We start from the raw sequence: 19,166 nt of genomic DNA, 5'->3' as shown, positions 1-19,166 counted from the left end.
GTCCAGGAGGCGCGGTGCGCGTCCGCCTCCAGGTTGACGTCAGCAGACGGTCGGGTCAGAAGCCCAGTCGCCCGAGCTGCTTCGGGTCGCGCTGCCACTCCTTCGCGACCTTCACCCGGATGTTGAGGTACACGTGCCGGCCGCCGAGCAGCGCCTCGATCTCGGTACGGGCCCGCGACCCGACGTCCTTGAGGCGCTCCCCCTTGCGACCGATGACGATCGCCTTCTGGCTGTCCCGCTCGACGAAGAGGTTCGCGAAGATGCGCAGCGGGCCGTCCGGTTCGTCGTCCTCGTCGGGCTCGACGACGTCTTCGATGACGACCGCGAGCGAGTGCGGCAGCTCGTCGCGCACGCCCTCGAGCGCGGCTTCGCGGATGAGTTCGCCGATCCGCTCCTCGTCGGTCTCCTCGGTCACCGCGGCGTCGTCGTAGAGCTGGGGCGACTCGGGCAGCAGCGACGTGATCACGCCGAGCAGGTCCTCGAGCTGCAGTCCCCTCGTGCCCGAGGTCGGCACGATGGCGTCCCACTCGCGCAGCTTCGACACCGCGAGCAGTTGCTCCCCGACCTTGTCCTTGGCTGCCCGGTCGATCTTCGTGACGATGGCGACCTTCTTCGCCCGCGGGTACTGGTCCAGCGTGTCGTTGATGAACCGGTCGCCGGGGCCGATCGGCTCGTTCGCCGGGACGCAGAGCCCGATGACGTCGACGTCCCCGAGGGTGGACTGCACCAGGTCGTTCAGCCGCTCGCCGAGCAGGGTGCGCGGTCGGTGCACGCCGGGGGTGTCGACGATGATGACCTGCCCGTTCGGCCGGTGCACGATCCCGCGGATGGCGCGGCGGGTGGTCTGCGGCTTCGACGAGGTGATCGCGACCTTCTCGCCGACGAGTGCGTTCGTCAGCGTGGACTTCCCGACGTTCGGGCGCCCCACGAACGAGACGAACCCGGCACGGTACGGCTCGGTCGGTCCGGCGGTGGCTGGCGTGGTGTCGGTCATGCGTGCGTGGTTCCCGTCGTGGTGGATGCTGCGTCGTCGAAGGCGTCCTCGACGTCCGCGAGTCCGGGCGTGCGCTCGGCGAGCACGGTGATGAGGTGGCGGCGCTTGCCCTCGACCCGGTCGGCCGTGAGCACGACGCCGGACACGGTGACGCTGTCGCCGCTGATCGCCAGGTGGCCGAGCTCCTTGGTGAGCAGGCCGCCGGCGGTGTCGACGTCGTCGTCCTCGAGCTCGATGCCGAACAGGTCGCCGAGGTCGTCGATCGGCAGTCGGGCGGAGATCCGCCAGACGCCCGGCTCGACCTCGACCCGGTCGACCACGGCGCGGTCGTACTCGTCCGAGATGTCCCCGACGAGCTCCTCGATGAGGTCTTCCATCGTGACGAGCCCGGCGACGCCGCCGTACTCGTCGACGACGAGCACGAGGTGGTTCTTCGCGACCTGCATGTGGCGCAGGGTGTCGTCGGCGGCCTTCGACTCCGGCACGAACTCTGCCGGGCGGAGGAGCGTCGTGACCCGCTTGGTACCGGACCCCGGGCGCTCGTACAGGGCCCGGGCCACGTCGCGCAGGTAGAGGACCCCGAGCACGTCGTCGCTGCCCTTGCCGGTGACGGGCATGCGGGAGACGCCCGCGGCGAGGAACTGCTCCATGCCGCTCGCGAGGGTGTCCGAACCGTCGACGGTGAGCATGTCGGTGCGCGGCACCATCACCTCACGCACGAGGGTGTCGCTGAACTCGAAGACCGAGTGGATGAGCTCGCGGTCGTCCTGCTCGAGGACGTTGCTCTCGGTGGCCTCGTCGACGAGCGACAGCAGCTGTTCCTCGCTCGACACCGTCGACGCACTGCCCCCGCGCCCGGGCGTGACGCGGTCGCCGATCGCCACGAGCAGGCCGGCGAGCGGACCGAGCACGATGCGCACGGCTCGGACGAGCCCGCCCGTCGTCGCGATGAGCCGTTCGGCGTGCGCGCGACCGACGCTGCGCGGGCTGGACCCGACGAGGACGAACGACACCGCGGTCATGATCGCGGCGGCCACGATGAGCGCGACCCACCACGTGTCGAAGACCATCACGAGCGCGATCGTGACGAGCACGGCGGCGGCGGTCTCGGCGAGCACCCGGAAGAAGTTGAGCGCGTTGACGTGCGCCCCGACGTCGTCGCCGACCGCCTCGATGGCGCGGCGGTGCTTGCTCTCCCGCGCGATCTCGTCGAGGTCGGCGCGGGACAGGACGGAGAGCGCGGCGTCGGACGCGGCGAGCAGGCCACCGACGACGACCAGCACGAACGCCACCGCCAGCAGACCGACGACGAGCAGCATCAGCTCACCGCCCGCGGCGCTGGGCGGCGAAGGCCGTGAGGATCTCGCCCTGCAGCCCGAACATCTCCGCCTTCTCGTCCGGCTCGGCGTGGTCGAACCCGAGCAGGTGCAGGATGCCGTGGCAGGTCAGCAGGAGCATCTCGTCGGTGCTCGAGTGCCCGGCGGTCTTCGCCTGTTCCTCGGCCACTTGCGGGCAGAGCACGATGTCGCCGAGCAGCCCGGCGGGCGTCGGGTCGTCCTCGGTGCCCGGACGGAGTTCGTCCATCGGGAAGCTCAGGACGTCGGTCGGCCCGGGTTCGTCCATCCACCGGACGTGCAGCTGCTCCATCGCGCCCTCGTCGACGAGCACGATCGCGAGCTCCGCATCGGCGTGGACGTGGAGCGCGTCGAGCGCGAAGGCGGCGAGGCGCTGGATGGCTGCCTCGTCGACCTCGACGCCGGACTCGTTGTTGAGCTCGATGCTCACCGGTTCCCTCCTCGGGAGTCGTTCTGGGGGTACGGGGAGCGCTGGCGGTCCTGCGGCGGACGCCCCCGTCGCTCGGCGCGGTTCGCACCGGCGGGGTTCGGCGTGGCGGCGCTGCCCCGGCCGCCCGGGCGGTACCCGGACTGCTCGGCGAGGCGTTCCTCGTCGTAGACGGTGTAGGCGTCCACGATCCGTCCGACGAGCGTGTGGCGGACGACGTCCTCGCTGCCGAGGCGGGCGAAGTGGATGTCGTCGACCTCGCCGAGGATGCGCGTGACGAGCCGGAGCCCGGACAGGTTGCCCGGCAGGTCGACCTGGGTGATGTCACCCGTGACGACCATCTTCGAGCCGAACCCGAGCCGCGTCAGGAACATCTTCATCTGCTCGGGCGTCGTGTTCTGCGCCTCGTCGAGGACCACGAACGAGTCGTTCAGCGTGCGTCCGCGCATGTACGCCAGCGGGGCCACCTCGACCGTGCCGGCGGCCAGCAGCTTCGGGACCAGCTCGGGGTCCATCATCTCGTTGAGCGCGTCGTAGAGCGGACGCAGGTACGGGTCGATCTTGTCGGTGAGGGTGCCCGGCAGGAAGCCGAGCCGCTCGCCGGCCTCGACCGCGGGGCGCGTCAGGATGATCCGGGTGACCTCGCGCCGCTGCAGCGCCTGGACGGCCTTCGCCATCGCCAGGTACGTCTTGCCGGTACCGGCGGGGCCGATGCCGAACGTGATCGTGTGCTCGTCGATGGCGTCGACGTACGCCCGCTGCCCGTCGGTCTTCGGCCGCACGGACTTGCCGCGGCTCGACACGATCGGCGTGCCGAAGGTGTCGGACGGCTTGCGGTCCTCGTCGAGGAGCTTCGCGGAGACGGGGATGTCGGAGGGCCCGATGTCCTGCCCGCGCTTCACCATGCCGACGAGCTCGTCGACGAGGGCGTGCGCGCGCGCGACGTCGCGTTCGGGCCCGGTCAGCGTGACCTCGTTGCCACGCACGAGCACGCGGACGCCCGGGTACTGGCGTTCGACGGTCTTGAGCAGTCGGTCCTGGGGGCCGAGCAGCTGCACCATGGCGATGCCGTCGACCTGGATCGAGGCCGACACGTCCGTCGGGTCGGCCGGGGTGGGTGCTGGTTCGTTAGCCGGCAAGGGTGCCTTCCTGCAGTTCACCTGCGAGTACGTGCGCGTGCACGTGGAACACGGTCTGACCGGCGGCTTCGCCGGTGTTGAAGACGAGTCGGTACTGGCCGCCGGCGCGCTCGTCGGCGATGCGCTGCGCGGTGGCGACCAGGTGGGCGAGGAGGTCCGGGTCACCGGCTGCGAGCTCGGTGACGTTCCGGTACTGCTCGGTCTTGGGGATGACGAGCACGTGGACGGGTGCCTTCGGCGCGATGTCCTCGATGGCGATCACGCGGTCGTCCTCGGCGACGACGGTCGCCGGGATCTCGCGCGCGATGATCCGGGAGAAGATGCTGGGCGTGCTGGTGCTCATGGCTCCATCGTAGAACGCGGTACCGACGCCACGCCTTCCCGATCCGGGCGCTACCAGCGACCGAGCCGCGTCTGGAGGACCGCGAGCGCGGCCGGGCCGGCGGTGGACGTCCGGAGCACCGTGTCGCCGAGGCGGACCCGGACGGCGCCGGCGGCCACCAGCCGGTCGAACTCGGAACCGTCGATGCCGCCCTCCGGTCCGACGACGAGCACGATCTCGGCGACGTCGCTCGGCGGTTCCCACTCGGAGAGCCGGACGTCGCCGACCGGGTCCAGCACGAGCACGACGCGAGCACCGTCGGCCGCATCGGGAGCCGGAGCCGCGAGCTGCCCGGTCGTCACCGGCGCGTCGACGACGGGCACCCGGGAACGGATCGCCTGCTTCGACGCCTCGTGCGCGATCGCCTTCCAGCGTGCGCGGCCCTTCTCGACCTTCGCGCCGTCCCAGCGGGAGACGCTGCGGGCCGCCGACCACGGCACGATCCGGTCGACACCGATCTCGGTCGCCGCCTGCACCGCCATCTCGTCGCGGCCGCCCTTCGCGAGCGCCTGCACGAGCGTGAGCGTCGGTGTGGGTGCGTCGTCGACGGCGACCGTGGACACCGCCAACGAGAGCGTGTCCCGCCCGAGCGCGGTCACGGCCCCGGTCACGACGGTGCCACGACCGTCGGACAGGCGCAGCATCTCCCCCACCCGGACCCGGGCGACCGTGACGGCGTGGCGTCCCTCCGCCCCGTCGAGCGGGACGGTGTCGCCGACCGTGACGCCGTCGAGCGACCCGACGAGGTAGAGCGATGCCATCAGAAGTTGAAGAACCGGTCACGGAGCTTGCCGAACATGCCCTGCTGGAAGCGGGCGAGCTGCGGCTTCGCGGCCTTGTGCGACTTCGCGAGCTGCTCGACGAGCTGCCGTTCCTTGTGCGAGAGCTTCGTCGGCGTCAGGACCTGCACACCGACCCGGAGGTCGCCGCGACCGTTGCCCCGGAGCTTCGTGATGCCGCGGTCCTTGATCACGAGGACGTCGGCGCTCTGCACACCCGGCCGGACCTCGAGCTCGACCGGGCCGTCGAGCCCGTCGATCGTCGCGGTCGTCCCGAGCACGGCGTCGGTCATCGCGACCTCGAGCGTGGCGAGCAGGTCGTCCCCGTCGCGGCTGAACACGTCGTGGTGGCGCACCCGGATCTCGAGGTAGAGGTCACCGGAGGGGCCGCCGGCCGGGCCGACCTCGCCCTGGCCGGGCATCTGCAGGCGGAGCCCGGAGTCGACGCCGGCGGGGACGTCGACCGGCACCGTGCGGCGGGCGCGGACGCGTCCCTGGCCCTGGCACGTGGGGCACGGGTTCGGGATGACGGTGCCGTACCCGCGGCAAGTGCCGCAGGGTGCGCTCGTCACGACGTTGCCGAGGAGCGAGCGGACCTGGCGCTGGATGTGGCCGGTGCCGCCGCAGATGTCGCACGTCTGCGGGCTCGTGCCCGGCGCACAGCAGGAACCGCCGCACGTCTCGCACAGCACCGCGGTGTCGACCTCGACGTCCTTGTGGGTGCCGAAGACGACCTCGTCGAGGTCGACGTCGATGCGGAGCAGGGCGTCCTGTCCGCGCTCGGCACGGCTGCGCGGGCCGTTGCCACGACCGCCGCCGCCACCGCCACCGAAGAACGCGTCGAAGATGTCGCTGAACCCGCCGGCTCCGCCACCGAAGGGGCTGTCGGCCTGGGGCCCGGCGTCGTACCGGCGGCGCTGCTCGGGGTCGCTCAGCACGTCGTACGCGTGCGTGACGTCCTTGAAGCGCTCGGCCGCGTCGGGGCTCGGGTTCACGTCCGGGTGCAGTTCGCGCGCCAGACGGCGGTACGCCTTCTTGATGTCGGCATCGGAGGCGTCCTTCTGGACGCCGAGGACGTCGTAGTGGTCTGCCACGTATCCCTCAGTCGGTTCGGTTCGGTCGGTCGGGTGCGGCGGTCGCCGCGGTTCTGGTGGTCGTCGGTGGGCCTGGAGGCGCGGGTCGCCCCGTCGGGACCGGCTCGCTCAGGCGCGTGGGCACCTGGTCAATGTTCACCCAGGAGTTTGGACAGGTACCGTGCGACGGCGCGCACGGCGGCCATGTTCGTGCCGTAGTCCATCCGGGTCGGCCCGAGCACGCCGAGCCGGGCGAGTTCGCCGCCGGCCAGGTACCCGCCGGCGACGATGCTCGTCGCGTCGAGCCCGTACTCGGCGTTCTCCACGCCGATGCGCGCCGCGACGCCGTCGTCGATCTGCATCTCACCGAACAGGCGGAGCAGGGTCACCTGTTCCTCGATCGCCTCGAGCACGGGGAAGAGCCCGCCCGAGAAGTCCTGCTCGCTCTTGGCGAGGTTCGCCGCACCGGCCATCACCAGGCGGTCCTGCCGGTTGGCGGCGACCTGCTCGATAAGCGTCGCGACGACGACCCCGGCGAGCGGTTGGGCGTCGGGGCGAATCTGCTGCGGCACCGCGCGGAGCGCCGTCGAGACGTCCTGCAGCAGCAGCCCGACGCCGGCGCCGTTCACCACCGTGCGGAGTTCGGTGAGCGAGCCCTCGTCGAGCGCCACGTCGGTCTCGACGACGCGCTGCTCGACCCGGGCGGTGTCGGTGATGAGCACCACCATCAGGCGGTTGTCGCCGAGGCGGACGAGCTCGATGTGCTGGACACGCGCGCGCACCATCGAGGGGTACTGCACGAGGGCCACCTGGTTCGTGAGCTGGCTGAGCAGCCGGACCGTGCGGCCGAGGACCTCGTCGAGGTCGTTCGGCGCCCCGAGGAACGTCTCGATCGCGTGCCGCTGGGCGCTGGACAGCGGCCGCGCGCCGGCGAGGTGGTCGACGAAGACGCGGTACCCCTTGTCGGTGGGGACGCGACCGGACGAGGTGTGCGGTGCCGCGATGAGCTGCTCGTCCTCGAGCTGGGCCATGTCGTTCCGGATCGTGGCGGCGCTGACCCCGAAGGCGTGCCGCTCGACGATCGTCTTCGAACCGACCGGCTCGCGTGACGCGACGTAGTCCCGCACGATGGCCTTGAGGACCTCGAGGCTGCGTTCGCTGACCACCCGGACCCCTTCCACTCGATCTGGCACTCGGACGTGTCGACTGCTGATCCTACGCCCGACCACCGACGGACCGGGACTTCTCCACACGCCTGCCAGTACGCTTCCGCCATGACCTACGGACAGCAGCCCGGTGGCCCCCAGTTCCCGGGCGGGTACCAGCCGCCCCAGCCCATGTCGCCCGAGGACCAGCGCCTCTGGGCCACGCTCACGCACATCGGCGGGATCTTCTTCAACTTCGTCGCGCCGCTCGTGGCCTACCTCGTCCTGCGCGATCGCGGCGGCTTCATCCGCGAGCACACGCGCGTGGCGCTGAACTTCCACATCACGATGGCGATCGCCTACGTCGCCGCGGGCCTCTTGACCATCGTGCTGATCGGCGCGGTGCTCCTGCCGGTGATCGGGATCCTGACGATCATCTTCGGGATCATGGCCGCCGTCGCCGCCAACCGCGGGCAGTTCTACCGCTACCCGCTCTCGATCGAGTTCATCAAGCAGTAGCTCAGTCGAGCAGCTCGCGGACCACCGCGTCCGCGAGCAGGCGACCCCGCAGGGTCAACTCGATCCGTCCCCGCACCGCGGCCGACCCGTCCACGAGCCCACGTGCGATGAGGCCGGCGACGCGGCCCCGTGCCTCCTGGCCCAGCTCGCTCGTCGCCAGCTCACCGCGGACCCGCGCCGCGAGCAGCACGCGCTCGACGTACCGGGTCTCGTCGTCGAGGGTCTCGCGGCCCGCCGCGGGCGACTCGCCCTGCAGCACCCGGTTCGCGTACGCGGCCGGGTGCTTCACGTTCCACCAGCGGGTGCCGGCGACCGCGGAGTGCGCGCCCGGGCCGACGCCCCACCAGTCGTGGCCCTTCCAGTAGGACAGGTTGTGCCGGCTCGCGTGGTGGTCGCCGCGGGACCAGTTCGAGACCTCGTACCAGGAGTACCCGGCGTCGCCGAGGACCTGGTCGGCCAGCTCGTACATGTCCGCCGCGAGGTCGTCGTCCGGCGCCGGCAGCTCGCCGCGTGCGACCATCCGACCCATCGCGGTGCCGTCCTCGACGATGAGCGAGTACGCCGAGACGTGGTCGGGCGCACACGCCAGGGCCGCGTCGAGCGAGGTGCGCCAGTCGTCGAGGGACTCGCCCGGCGTCGAGTAGATGAGGTCGAGCGAGACGTCGAGCCCCTGCTGCTTCGCGGCGTCCACGACGAGCGGCACGCGCTCGGGGTCGTGCGTCCGGTCGAGCGTCGCGAGCACGTGCGGCACCGCGGACTGCATGCCGTAGCTCATGCGGGTGAACCCACCGGCGCGCAGCGTCGCCAGGGACGACTCGTCGACGGAGTCCGGGTTCGCCTCGGTCGTGACCTCGGCCCCGGGCAGGATGCCCCAGGTGTCGTCGATCGCCCGCAGGATCATCACGAGGTCGGACGCCGGCAGCATCGTCGGCGTCCCCCCGCCGAAGAACACCGTCGACACCGGGCGCCGCGGGACGCCGGAGCGGTCGAGGACGTCCGCCGCGAAGCGGATCTCCTGCACGGCGTGCCCGGCGTAGTCGTCCCGCCGGACCCCGCGCAGCTCGGACGCCGTGTAGGTGTTGAAGTCGCAGTAGCCGCACCGCACGCGGCAGAACGGCACGTGCACGTACACGCCGAACGGGACGTCACCCGCGGACGCCGCGGGCGAGAGCAGCCCGTCCGCTGGTGCGGGATCGGCGATCGGGAGAGCACTCGGCATGGACTCCATTGTCCGTCATGATGGAGACATGGAGCACCACCCCGTCCCCACCACGGTGCTGTGGGACATCGACGGCACCCTCGTGATGAACGCCTCCTCGCCGGGCAACCTCTACCACCTCGCGCTCGAGCGGGCGGTGGGTCGTGACCTCGTCCTCCGCGTCGGACACCAGCACGGCCGCACCGACGCCGGGCTCATCGCCGAGCACGTCCGGGCCCACGAACTGGACGACTCGCTCATCCCCACCGTGAGCCGCCACCTGCACGACCTGACCGAGGAACGGCACGTGTCCGGCGACCACCGGAGCCCGGCGCCGGGTGCGATCGCCCTCGTCCGACGGTTCGCCGAGCTCGGCTGGCGCAACGGCCTGCTGACCGGCAACTCCCCCTACCGCGCCCGCGTCAAGCTGCAGGGCGCCGGGTTCGACGTCGACGCGTTCGACTGGGAGCACTCGTACTTCGGGGACGCCGAGGTCGAGCGCAGCGGGGTGACCGCACGTGCTGCCGAGGCCCTCGCGGGCACCCGGGCCGTCATCGTCGGGGACACCCCGCGGGACGGCGAGGCAGCCGAGGCCGTCGGGATCCCGTTCCTCGCGGTGGCGACCGGGGTGTTCGACGTCGACGCGCTCCGCGCCACGGGTGCCGTGACGATCGCCCGGAACTGCGTCGACGACGCGTCGCTGATCGAGGACGCCATCGCGGCGCTGCCGCCGCTCCGCCCGGTCGGCGAGGGCTCCTAGCCGAGCGGACCTAGTCGCCGCGGAGCGCTTCGAGGTACTTCTGCGCCATCACGCGCTGCTGCCGACGGAGCAACGGGGCCACGAACTGCCACTTGCGGCTGGACGGCTGTGAGAACTGCCGGATCTGCAACCACACCGAGCCGTCGGGGGTCCGCTCGACGACGAAGGACTCCTCACCCGAGAGCGGGTGCCCCTCGAGCGTGCCGTACGCGAAGCCCTTGCGGTCGGTCTCGTCGATGATCGAGACGACCCGGACCGGCGCCTGCACCGTCTGGCCGAACGCGTGCATCGTCAGGGTCGCACTCGTCCCCGCCGTCACGAGCGGCGTGCCGTCCGGGGCGAACTTCTCCACCCGCGGCGTCCCGATCGAGGCCGGGGCGATCGGCACGCCGTCCTCGTCGAAGGTCACCGGGTTGTAGCGGACCTCGTCGTCGTCGGGCTGTTCCTCGACGTGCACGCGGATCCCGCTGCGCTCCTGGATCTGCCAGGTCAGGGCCTGGGTCACCGCGGTCTCGAAGCGCTGGTCGCCGTGGCCGATCCGGGAGCGCGACTCGGACGGGGCGAACCCCTCCGGCGGGTACGTCATGAGGTCCGGCGCCTGGGTCGCACCCACGGCTCCGTACGTCAGGGCGGTCCGGTAGCTCCCGCGGGTACTCATGCGGCCCACTGTACTGGGGACTCGTCCCCCGGATCGAACCGAGTCGCCCTCGGGTGCGCAACCGGCGGTCCGCTTTCCGCGCGCCCCGAACTGGAGGCCCGACACGCGTCCGACTCGCCCCTATCGTGGGTGCGTGCCCCGCTCCCCCCTCGCTCGCGCGCGGTCCGTCGACCGCACGACGGCCGCGTTCGCCGTCCTGACGCTCGCGGCGTTCGGGCTGGCGGCGACGGCACGGGCCGCGGTCGAGTGGGCGACGGCCGGCCTCGGCGCTCCCTCCCGGTACGTCACGACGCCGCCGGGGGACGTCGACGTGTTCGACACCGCGAACGCCATCGCGGCGTTCGGGGCGTGCAGCGCCGGAGCGGGAGTGCTCCTGTTCGGGGTGACGCTCGTGCTGGCGGTGCGCCGACACTCGGCACGCCGGCTGCCCTACGTGCTCGGGTTCTGCACGCTGGCGATGGTGGTCGGGTCGGTGGTGGCCGGGTTCGCCGCAGCGGCGCAGGCCGACTACGACACGGCTGCCGGACTCGTCATCCTGCGGACCGCACTCGCGGGACTGGCCGCGGCGAGCCTCCCGGCACTGGGCCTCGCAGCGTTGCGGGCTCGCGCCCGCCGCGTCTGACGCGCTCCGCTACTTCTTCTTCTCTTCGACGTCGCCGGAGAGCGCCGCGATGAAGGCTTCCTGCGGGACCTCGACGCGACCCACCATCTTCATGCGCTTCTTGCCCTCCTTCTGCTTCTCGAGGAGCTTGCGCTTGCGGGTGATGTCACCGCCGTAGCACTTCGCGAGGACGTCCTTGCGCATCGCCCGGATGCTCTCGCGGGCGATGATCCGGGCGCCGATGGCGGCCTGGATCGGGACCTCGAACTGCTGGCGCGGGATGAGCTTGCGCAGACGCTCGGTCATCAGCGTGCCGTAGGCGTAGGCCTTGTCGCGGTGCACGATCGCGCTGAACGCGTCGACCTGCTCGCCCTGGAGCAGAATGTCGACCTTCACGAGGTCGGCCGCCTGGTCACCCGTGGGCTCGTAGTCGAGCGACGCGTAGCCCTGGGTCTTGCTCTTCAGCTGGTCGAAGAAGTCGAAGACGATCTCGCCGAGGGGCATCTCGTACCGGATCTCGACGCGGTCCTCGCCGAGGTACTCCATGCCGAGCAGCGATCCGCGGCGCGACTGGCACAGCTCCATGATCGCGCCCACGTAGTCCTTCGGCGCGAGGATGGCCGCACGGACCATCGGCTCGCGGACCTCGACGATGCGGCCGCCGGGGAACTCGGAGGGGTTCGTGACCTCGGTGACGGTGTTGTCCTCGTTCGTGACCTCGTAGATCACGCTCGGAGCCGTGGTGATGAGGTCGAGCCCGAACTCGCGGCTGAGGCGCTCGGTGATGATCTCGAGGTGGAGCAGACCGAGGAAGCCGCAGCGGAAGCCGAAGCCGAGCGCCACCGACGTCTCCGGCTCGTACACGAGGGCGGCGTCGGACAGCTTGAGCTTGTCGAGCGCCTCGCGGAGGTCGGGGTAGTCGGAGCCGTCGATCGGGTACAGGCCCGAGAACACCATCGGCTTCGGGTCGGTGTACCCGGCCAGCGCCTCGGTCGCGGGCTTCTGCGCCGTCGTGACCGTGTCGCCGACCTTCGACTGGCGGACGTCCTTCACCCCGGTGATGAGGTAACCGACCTCGCCGACGGAGAGGCCCTTCGTCGGCTTCGGCTCGGGCGCGGACACGCCGATCTCGAGGATCTCGTGCGTCGACTTGGTCGACATCATCTGGACCTTCTCGCGCGGGTGGATCGTGCCGTCCACCATCCGCACGTAGGTCACGACGCCGCGGTAGCTGTCGTAGACCGAGTCGAAGATCATCGCGCGCGGCGGAGCGTCCACGTCGCCGACGGGGGCCGGCACGGAGCCGACGACCCGGTCGAGCAGTTCAGCCACGCCCACGCCGGTCTTGCCGGACACGCGCAGGACGTCGTCGGGCGAGCCACCGATGAGCTGCGCGAGCTCGGCCGCGTACTTCTCCGGCTCGGCCGCCGGCAGGTCGATCTTGTTCAGGACCGGGATGATCTCGAGGTCGTTCTCGAGCGCCAGGTAGAGGTTGGCGAGCGTCTGGGCCTCGATGCCCTGCGCGGCGTCGACCAGGAGGATCGCTCCCTCGCACGCCGCGAGCGACCGGGACACCTCGTACGAGAAGTCCACGTGACCGGGCGTGTCGATCATGTTGAGGGCGTACGCCTGCCCGTCGAGCTCCCACGGCATGCGCACCGCCTGGGACTTGATCGTGATGCCGCGCTCGCGCTCGATGTCCATGCGGTCGAGGTACTGCGCACGCATGGCGCGGTCCTCGACGATGCCGGTGATCTGCAGCATGCGGTCGGCCAGCGTGGACTTGCCGTGGTCGATGTGCGCGATGATGCAGAAGTTGCGGATCGCGTCGGCCGGGGTCGAGGCGGGCTCGAGCGGCGCGGATGCTTGTGGGCTCACGGTTCCTCGGGGTGGGTCGGACGGTCGAACGATTGTCCCACGTCCGCGCGACGGCGGCGCGCACGTCCCGTCAGACCACGGCGTGCTCCGGCGCCGGCAGCGCACCCAGTCCGCGGCGCAGGTCCGCCGGCGTCGCCGCGAGGCACACACGGATCCAGCCCTCGCCGGTCCGGCCGAACGCGCTCCCGGGCGCCACGGCGACCCGCTCCCGCTGGAGGAACCCGAGCGCCCACTCCGCGACGTCGCCCTGCGAGGCGTGGGACATGTCGATCCACAGGTAGAAGGCGCCCCGCGGATCGAGGTAGTGGATGCCGGCGGCGTCGAGCACCTCCTTCGCGATGCCGAGGTTGGCGCGGTAGTGCTCGCGGGCGTCCTGCACGGCGGAGTGGTCCCCCACGATCGCCGCGAGGGCCGCCCACTGGTCGGGTTCGGCGACGCAGCTGATCATCGCCTCCTGGGTCGTCCGCATCGTCGGGCCGAGTCCCTTCGGCGTGACGAGGTACCCGACACGGACGCCCGTCATCGCGTAGGTCTTGCTCAGCGAGAAGGCGGTGAAGACACGGTCGTCCTCGTCGAGGCTCGCCAGGCTGACGTGGCGGGTGCCGTAGGTGAAGTACTCGTAGACCTCGTCGCTGATCACCCAGAGGTCGTGCCGCTTCGCCAGGGCGAGCAGGTCGCGGAGGGTCTGCTCGCCGAAAACGGAGCCGAGCGGGTTCGACGGGGAGTTCACGACGATGGCGCGGGTCCGCTCGGTGATGCTCGCCTCGAGGGCCTGCAGGTCCGGCTCGAACCCGTGCTGCGGCTCGAGCCGGTACGGCACCGGGGTCGCTCCGATGATGTGGGCGTTCATCGTGAAGGTCGTGTAGCCGGGGTCGGGCACGAGGACCTCGTCACCGGGGCTCAGCACGAGGGTCATCGCCTGGAAGAGCGCCTGTGTCGCGCCGATCGTCATCCAGATCTGCTCGACGTCGACCTCGATCCGGTTCTCGCGGCGGAGCTTGTCGCGGATCGCCTCCCGCAGCGGGGCGATGCCGCCGTTCGGGGTGTAGTCGGTGCGGTCCTCGGTCCAGGCGCGCCGGGCGGCCTCGCCGATGTGCGCCGCGACGGGCACGTCGGGTTCGCCGATGACGAGCATCGCGATGTCCGTGCCGGTCGCCTGGTCCGTCGGCTCGGCCTGCATGCGTGCGGCTTGCTCGAACACGCGGCGGATGCCGGAGGCGGGGACGGTCTCGATGCGGGGCGCGAGCGATGGCATGCTCGTCACGGTAGCGAACGGTTGTTGCGGCACGGTTTCGGCGTTTCGGTGCTTTGGTCCAGACGCTCCGGCCTGGTAATGTTGGTGGCTGGCTTCCGCGTTCCCCGCCCACGGGTGGAACGCGATGCGACCAAGGGCCCCTCTACCCAGCGGTCGCGACCACCCGTAGAGACGATCAAGGAGCAACACGCATGGCGAACATCAAGTCGCAGATGAAGCGCATCAAGACCAACCTCAAGGCCCAGGAGCGCAACAAGGCCTACCGTTCGGAGCTCAAGACGGTCATCCGTCACACGAACGAGGCCGTCGTCGCCGGCGACAAGGACAAGGCCGTCGCGGCCCTGACCCTCGCGTCGAAGAAGCTCGACAAGGCCGTGAGCAAGGGCGTCATCCACAAGAACCAGGCCGCGAACCGCAAGTCGGCCATCGCGAAGAAGGTCGCGTCGCTCTGACGCACTGACCCTTCTGGTCTGCAGGCCCCGCACCGTTCGGTGCGGGGCCTGTTTGCGTGTGCGGGGCATGTTTGCGTGTGCGGGGCGCGTGCGGGCGCGTGCGGGGAACCACGCGGCTTTCGAGGAAGTGCGCGTCGATCGACAAGCGGGATGTCGCACGACGCGCGCAGTGCCGTGCGACATCGTGGGCCGGGCGGGGGGGCTCAGCTCGGCCCGGCGGGCGGCCGGGTTCGGCGCGGTCCGGCGGGCGGGCTCGGCTTGCGGGCGAGCGGCTGCGGCTCTGGAGGCGCGGCTCGCCTCAGCGCGCCTCGCCGCGCCGGGCGATGGTGCGGACCATGACCTCGAGCGCGTAGTGCGCGTCGCGCGAGCCACCCTTCACGGCGGTGTCGGCCTCGGCGATGCTGATGATCGCGTTCGCGAGCCCGGACTCGCTCCACCCCGCGACGTCACGCTGTGCCCGCTGCACCTGCCACGGCGCCATGCCGAGCGCCGAGGCGGCCTGCCCGCTCGGCCCGCGGAAGGCACTGACCTTCGCCATCGTGCGGATCTTCGACGCGAACGCCGCCACGATCGGCACCGGAGCCTCGCCCGTGGAGAGCGCGTGCCGCAACTCGACGATCGCCGGGGCCGAACGGCCGGCGAGTGCGATGTCAGCGACCTTGAACGCGTTCGTCTCGACGCGGCCGCCGTAGTACTTGTCGACCACCTTGTCCGTGATCTCGGCGGCCTCGTCCGCGAGGAGCTGCCGGCACGCGGCCGCGAGCTCGGCCAGGTCGTCCGCGAACGCCGCGACGAGGGTACGCACCGCCGAGGGCGCGATCTTCCGTCGGGCAGCGCGGAACTCCGCCGTGACGAAGTCGATCCGGTCGGTCTCGCGCTTGAGCTCGTCGCACTGCACCTCGACGCCGCCGCCGACACCGCTGCGAATCGTGTCGAGCAGCTTCTTGCCGCGCACTCCCCCGCCGTGGCGCAGCACGAGCGTGACGTCGTCCGCCGGGGCACCGAGGTACGAGATCGTCTCGGTGATGAACGCATCGGTACACTTCTCGACGTTGGTGACCCGGACCAGTCGGGGCTCGCCGAACAGGGACGGGCTCGCGAGGGTGGCGAGGAGGCCGGGAGCGTACTGGTCGGCTTCGAGATCGTGCACCTCGAGCGCGGGGTCCTCGCCCAGGAGCAGGTCGCGCAGGACGCTGCTCGCTCGCTCGGCGAGGAAGGTCTCGGGCCCCGTGACGAGCACCACCGGCGCAGGGCGGATGCCCGACCAGGGCACCTGGTCGATCTTCGCTGCGGCGCGGACGGGCTTCTTGGCGGCCATGCCTCGATCCTACGGGCGACCGCTGACGCCGAACGCTCCGTCCACACCCGGAGGGTGTCGGGTCCGTCCCGTCCGACGACCACGGTCCCCTGCTGGTCGGTCCGGTAGGCGCGGGTGCCCGCGGCCTCGAGCATGTCCAGCGCCGAGCGGGTCGGGTGGCCGTACGTGTTGTCCGCACCGACGCCGATGAGCCCCACCGCGGCCGCGGTCTCGCGGTAGAGCACCGGGTCCTGGTCGGCCGAACCGTGGTGCGCCACCTTCACGACCTCGATCGTGGTCCCGGGCCGGGCCTGCGCTCCGGTGTCGGCCCGGTTCGCCAGGACGCCCCGGAGCCGGCGCTGCGCGGTCTCCCCCAGGTCTCCGAGGAACAGCCCGGCGACGCACGACGTGCAGCCCGGCCCGGGTTCCGTGCGGAGGACCAGACTCGCGTCGTTGCCGGCGTCCCGCGCACCCGACCGCGGCCACACCACCCGCCACCGGAGCGGCCCGAGCGTGCCCGACGTCGTGTCGTCGGCCGTCAGGACGTCGATGCCCGCGTCGACGAGTGACCCGAGGATGCGCTCGTCCTCGACCCGACCGGTCGGCCCGACGAGCGCGGTCGTCACACGGTCCGCGACCGACGCGACCGCACCGACGTGGTCCCGGTCGAAGTGCGTCAGCACGAGCAGGTCGACCCGGTCGACGCCCAGGAGGTCCAGGCAGGCGCCGAGTCGCTCCGGATCGTCGCCGACGTCCACCAGTGCGGTGCCGCTCCCGCCGCGGACGAGCACCGCGTCCCCCTGTCCCATGTCGCACGCGGCGACGGCCCAGTCGCGCGGCAGCCCCGCGCGCACGACGAGTCGTGGCACGGCGACGAACACGATCCCGACCGCTGCGACCGTGCACGCGGCGAGGAGCAGGCGGAAGCGGACCGCTCGGGGCGCGAGGACCGCCACCGCGACCGAGGCGCTCACGACGGCAGCGCCGACCACCCCGAGCACGCCGGCTGGCCAGGGCGCTGCGGCGTACGGGAGCGCAGCCGCTCCGTGCGCGATGCCTCCGATCGCGCTGGCGGGCACCCACGCCACCGCAGCGAGCACCGAACCGCCCCACGGCCACAGCGGCGCGGTCAGGCACGCGGCGAGCCCGACCACCGTCACGATCGGCGCGAGCGGCTCGGTCAGCAGGTTCGCCGGGACCGCGTAGGTCGGGAACGTGGCAGACAACGGGATCGTGACCGGCCAGCAGGCGAGCTGCGCCGCGACGGGGATGGCGAGCGCTGCCGCCACCGGCGTCCACATCCGCCGTGCGAACAGCGCCGTCAGCGGCGGACCGAGGACCACGATCCCACTCGTCGCGAGCACCGACAGGGCGAACGCGAACGACCGGGCGTACCAGGGGTCGACGACGAGCATCCCGACCACGGCGAGGGCGATCAGCGGGACCCCACGCACCGGACGTCCTGCGAGGTGCACCACGAGCACGACCACCGCCATCACGGTCGCCCGCACGATCGAGGGGTCCGGACGGACCAGGACGACGAACGCCAGCAGGAGCACGATGGCGACCACCGCCCGACCCGCTCGCGGGAGGCCGACGACCCGCCCCAGCACGACCACGAGTCCCACGATCACCGCACAGTTCGCGCCTGTCATGGTTTGATAGGGGTATGCCTCCCGCGCCTCTTGTCGTTCGCGAGTATCTCCGGGTCTCCAGGGACCGTCTCGGCACGGGAAAGAGCCCTGATCAGCAGCACGATGAGAACCTCGCGTCGATCGAGCGACAGGGGTGGCACATGCACCCCGACACTCCGTACCGCGACACCGATCGCAGTGCGAGCCGGTACGCGAAGAAGGGCCGCGAGGACTTCAAGCGCTTGATCGACGATCTGGAATTGGGAGCGTTCGCCGCAGACATTCTCGCGCTCTGGGAGTCGAGTCGAGGTTCGCGCCGAGTCGGCGAGTGGGTTGACCTGGTGGACCTCTGCAAGCAGCGCGGCGTGCAGATCTGGGTAACAACCCACGGGCGGCTCTATGACCCCGCGAACGCCCGTGATCGGCGAAGCCTCCTCGAGGACGCCGTCGATGCCGAGTACGAGTCGGACAAGTCTTCAGAGCGAATCCGTAGAAGCATCCGCGCGGCCGCCGAGAGCGGTCGGCCTCACGGCAAGCACATCTACGGCTACGGTCGGGTCTACGACCCGAAGACACGAGCTCTGCTGCGTGTCGAACCGCACCCGGAGCAAGCGGCCATCGTTAAGGAGGCCGCTCGCCGTGTCCTCAACGGCGAGTCGCTGTATGGCGTCGCGAAGGACTTCAATGAGCGAGGGATTCCTCCACGTCGGCCAGCAATCAAGGCTGACCGAGCGAACTTCGGCTGGACGCCGCCGGCTGTCAAGCAAATGCTATCGATGGCGGCATATGCAGCGAAGAGGCAACACCGCGGGGAGATAGTTGGGGATGCGGATTGGCCGGCTCTGATCCCGTACGACGACTGGGTCAAGCTGCAGGCCGTTCTTTCCCCGCCCGACAGACGTCGCACGAACGACTGGCCAGCCAAGCACCTTCTGTCCGGTATTGCAGTATGCGGTGTTTGTGACGCGAAGATGCGGGTCGGTCGTCAGAACGCAGGAAGCCGCTCGGTCGGCGCGGATGGGGAGACGCTGCCGCGGAAGACCTACCTGACATACGTCTGCGCGGGTGTGCCTGGGCGACCGGGGCCGGGTGGCCGGAAGGGCTTCCACGTCGCCATGCGGGTTGAGCACCTTGACCGCGTGGTGACTGAAACGTTGCTCGCTAGAATCAGACGCCCAGATTTTCTCGCCCTAGTTGGAGATCGGGGAGAGTCTGTTGACGGAGAGCGCGAGGACCTCATCGCGGAGATCGGTGGATACCAGGCGTACCTGGAGTCCGTGCGGGAAGAGGCAGCCGCAGCCATGCGCACAGATCTGCTCTTCGATCAGGAGCGACGGATCGAACCGAAGATCAAGGCGGCGCAGGCAAAGCTCGAACAACTGAGCGGTGTTGACCCGTTCGTGATCGCCTTCGTCTCTGGCGGCGCGGCCGATCTCGACTGGGAAGACCTTGATCTTGCGAAGAAACGAGCACTCATGAGGGGCGTGGTGGCCCCCCGCGTCCATCCGATCGATCCCTCGGATCGCGGACGTCGAACAGTGAATCACGATCGTGTTGAGTTCGTCTGGATGTAGGCGCGCCCGCACCCCGGGCGGCGTCCGCGTCGATCGTCCCGGGACT

18 protein-coding genes and 1 pseudogene are annotated in these 19,166 nt (G+C 70.8%); 5 read left to right on the top strand and 14 right to left on the bottom strand.

Annotated features, from left to right (window positions below; all coding sequences use genetic code 11):
* Positions 1-55: 55 nt before the first annotated feature.
* The 8 genes from era to hrcA all read right to left on the bottom strand — a co-directional run bounded on the left by era (position 56) and on the right by hrcA (position 7,315).
* Entirely contained in the window at positions 56-994 is a 939-nt protein-coding gene (era, locus tag ACEN8D_RS01165; protein ID WP_309779307.1) for a GTPase Era, read from the bottom strand.
* A complete protein-coding gene (locus tag ACEN8D_RS01160) occupies positions 991-2,313 on the bottom strand; it encodes a hemolysin family protein (protein WP_070418694.1) in 1,323 nt (440 codons plus the stop codon). Before ACEN8D_RS01160 ends, era begins: the two co-directional genes overlap by 4 nt.
* A 4-nt stretch (positions 2,314-2,317) precedes the next feature.
* The gene (gene ybeY / locus ACEN8D_RS01155; RefSeq protein ID WP_070418693.1) at positions 2,318-2,779 is read right to left on the bottom strand and encodes an rRNA maturation RNase YbeY; all 462 of its coding nucleotides are present in this window, start codon (positions 2,777-2,779) and stop codon (positions 2,318-2,320) included.
* Positions 2,776-3,915 (bottom strand): PhoH family protein, encoded by a 1,140-nt coding sequence (locus ACEN8D_RS01150; protein WP_070418692.1) that lies wholly within the window; start codon positions 3,913-3,915, stop codon positions 2,776-2,778. Before ACEN8D_RS01150 ends, ybeY begins: the two co-directional genes overlap by 4 nt.
* Positions 3,905-4,258 carry a histidine triad nucleotide-binding protein gene (locus ACEN8D_RS01145; RefSeq protein ID WP_070418691.1) on the bottom strand — a complete coding sequence of 118 codons (354 nt, stop codon included), beginning with the start codon at positions 4,256-4,258 and terminating at the stop codon, positions 3,905-3,907. Before ACEN8D_RS01145 ends, ACEN8D_RS01150 begins: the two co-directional genes overlap by 11 nt.
* A 50-nt stretch (positions 4,259-4,308) precedes the next feature.
* Positions 4,309-5,058 carry a 16S rRNA (uracil(1498)-N(3))-methyltransferase gene (locus ACEN8D_RS01140; protein WP_413398103.1) on the bottom strand — a complete coding sequence of 250 codons (750 nt, stop codon included), beginning with the start codon at positions 5,056-5,058 and terminating at the stop codon, positions 4,309-4,311.
* Positions 5,058-6,170, bottom strand: a complete 1,113-nt coding sequence (dnaJ, locus tag ACEN8D_RS01135) for a molecular chaperone DnaJ (RefSeq protein WP_413398102.1) — start codon at positions 6,168-6,170, stop codon at positions 5,058-5,060. The genes ACEN8D_RS01140 and dnaJ overlap by 1 nt, the downstream gene beginning before the upstream one ends.
* A gap of 128 nt (positions 6,171-6,298) precedes the next feature.
* Positions 6,299-7,315, bottom strand: a complete 1,017-nt coding sequence (gene hrcA, locus ACEN8D_RS01130; RefSeq protein ID WP_070418688.1) for a heat-inducible transcriptional repressor HrcA — start codon at positions 7,313-7,315, stop codon at positions 6,299-6,301.
* Positions 7,316-7,423: 108 nt separating this feature from the next.
* Here hrcA and ACEN8D_RS01125 point away from each other — a divergent pair, with 108 nt between their 5' ends.
* Positions 7,424-7,813 (top strand): DUF4870 domain-containing protein, encoded by a 390-nt coding sequence (locus tag ACEN8D_RS01125; RefSeq protein WP_070418687.1) that lies wholly within the window; start codon positions 7,424-7,426, stop codon positions 7,811-7,813.
* A 1-nt stretch (position 7,814) separates the two neighbouring features.
* Here the strand turns inward: ACEN8D_RS01125 and hemW are convergent, their stop codons facing one another.
* Positions 7,815-9,032: a radical SAM family heme chaperone HemW gene (gene hemW, locus ACEN8D_RS01120; protein WP_413398101.1), complete on the bottom strand. Its 1,218-nt coding sequence runs from the start codon at positions 9,030-9,032 to the stop codon at positions 7,815-7,817.
* 28 nt (positions 9,033-9,060) lie between these two features.
* Between hemW and ACEN8D_RS01115 the strand changes: the two genes are divergently transcribed.
* Positions 9,061-9,771 carry an HAD family hydrolase gene (locus ACEN8D_RS01115; RefSeq protein ID WP_413398100.1) on the top strand — a complete coding sequence of 237 codons (711 nt, stop codon included), beginning with the start codon at positions 9,061-9,063 and terminating at the stop codon, positions 9,769-9,771.
* Positions 9,772-9,781: 10 nt separating this feature from the next.
* Here ACEN8D_RS01115 and ACEN8D_RS01110 read toward each other — a convergent pair whose 3' ends face one another.
* Complete coding sequence (locus ACEN8D_RS01110) at positions 9,782-10,429, bottom strand: DUF1990 domain-containing protein (RefSeq protein ID WP_070418685.1); 648 nt, start codon at positions 10,427-10,429, stop codon at positions 9,782-9,784.
* Between the two features lie 133 nt (positions 10,430-10,562).
* On the opposite strand from ACEN8D_RS01110, the gene ACEN8D_RS01105 reads away from it, so the two are divergent.
* Positions 10,563-11,051, top strand: coding sequence for a hypothetical protein (locus ACEN8D_RS01105; protein WP_071294817.1), 489 nt, complete (start codon positions 10,563-10,565; stop codon positions 11,049-11,051).
* Positions 11,052-11,060: 9 nt separating this feature from the next.
* Here the strand turns inward: ACEN8D_RS01105 and lepA are convergent, their stop codons facing one another.
* Both lepA and ACEN8D_RS01095 read right to left on the bottom strand, forming a co-directional pair.
* Complete coding sequence (lepA, locus tag ACEN8D_RS01100) at positions 11,061-12,908, bottom strand: translation elongation factor 4 (protein ID WP_413398099.1); 1,848 nt, start codon at positions 12,906-12,908, stop codon at positions 11,061-11,063.
* Positions 12,909-12,978: 70 nt separating this feature from the next.
* Positions 12,979-14,163 (bottom strand): pyridoxal phosphate-dependent aminotransferase, encoded by a 1,185-nt coding sequence (locus ACEN8D_RS01095; RefSeq protein ID WP_413398098.1) that lies wholly within the window; start codon positions 14,161-14,163, stop codon positions 12,979-12,981.
* Positions 14,164-14,354: 191 nt separating this feature from the next.
* Here ACEN8D_RS01095 and rpsT point away from each other — a divergent pair, with 191 nt between their 5' ends.
* Positions 14,355-14,615 carry a 30S ribosomal protein S20 gene (gene rpsT, locus ACEN8D_RS01090; RefSeq protein ID WP_070418682.1) on the top strand — a complete coding sequence of 87 codons (261 nt, stop codon included), beginning with the start codon at positions 14,355-14,357 and terminating at the stop codon, positions 14,613-14,615.
* Positions 14,616-14,913: 298 nt separating this feature from the next.
* On the opposite strand, the gene holA is transcribed toward rpsT, so the two are convergent.
* Both holA and ACEN8D_RS01080 read right to left on the bottom strand, forming a co-directional pair.
* Complete coding sequence (gene holA / locus ACEN8D_RS01085) at positions 14,914-15,933, bottom strand: DNA polymerase III subunit delta (protein WP_071294815.1); 1,020 nt, start codon at positions 15,931-15,933, stop codon at positions 14,914-14,916.
* Between the two features lie 377 nt (positions 15,934-16,310).
* Positions 16,311-17,567 (bottom strand): annotated as a pseudogene (locus ACEN8D_RS01080) (ComEC/Rec2 family competence protein); the annotation flags it as partial.
* A gap of 14 nt (positions 17,568-17,581) precedes the next feature.
* Between ACEN8D_RS01080 and ACEN8D_RS01075 the strand changes: the two are divergent.
* Positions 17,582-19,120 (top strand): recombinase family protein, encoded by a 1,539-nt coding sequence (locus ACEN8D_RS01075; protein ID WP_413398170.1) that lies wholly within the window; start codon positions 17,582-17,584, stop codon positions 19,118-19,120.
* The last annotated feature ends 46 nt before the right edge of the window (positions 19,121-19,166 follow it).

The sequence above is a fragment of the Curtobacterium sp. Curtsp22 genome (assembly GCF_059492135.1).
This window is presented reverse-complemented; position numbering and strand designations above follow the sequence as displayed.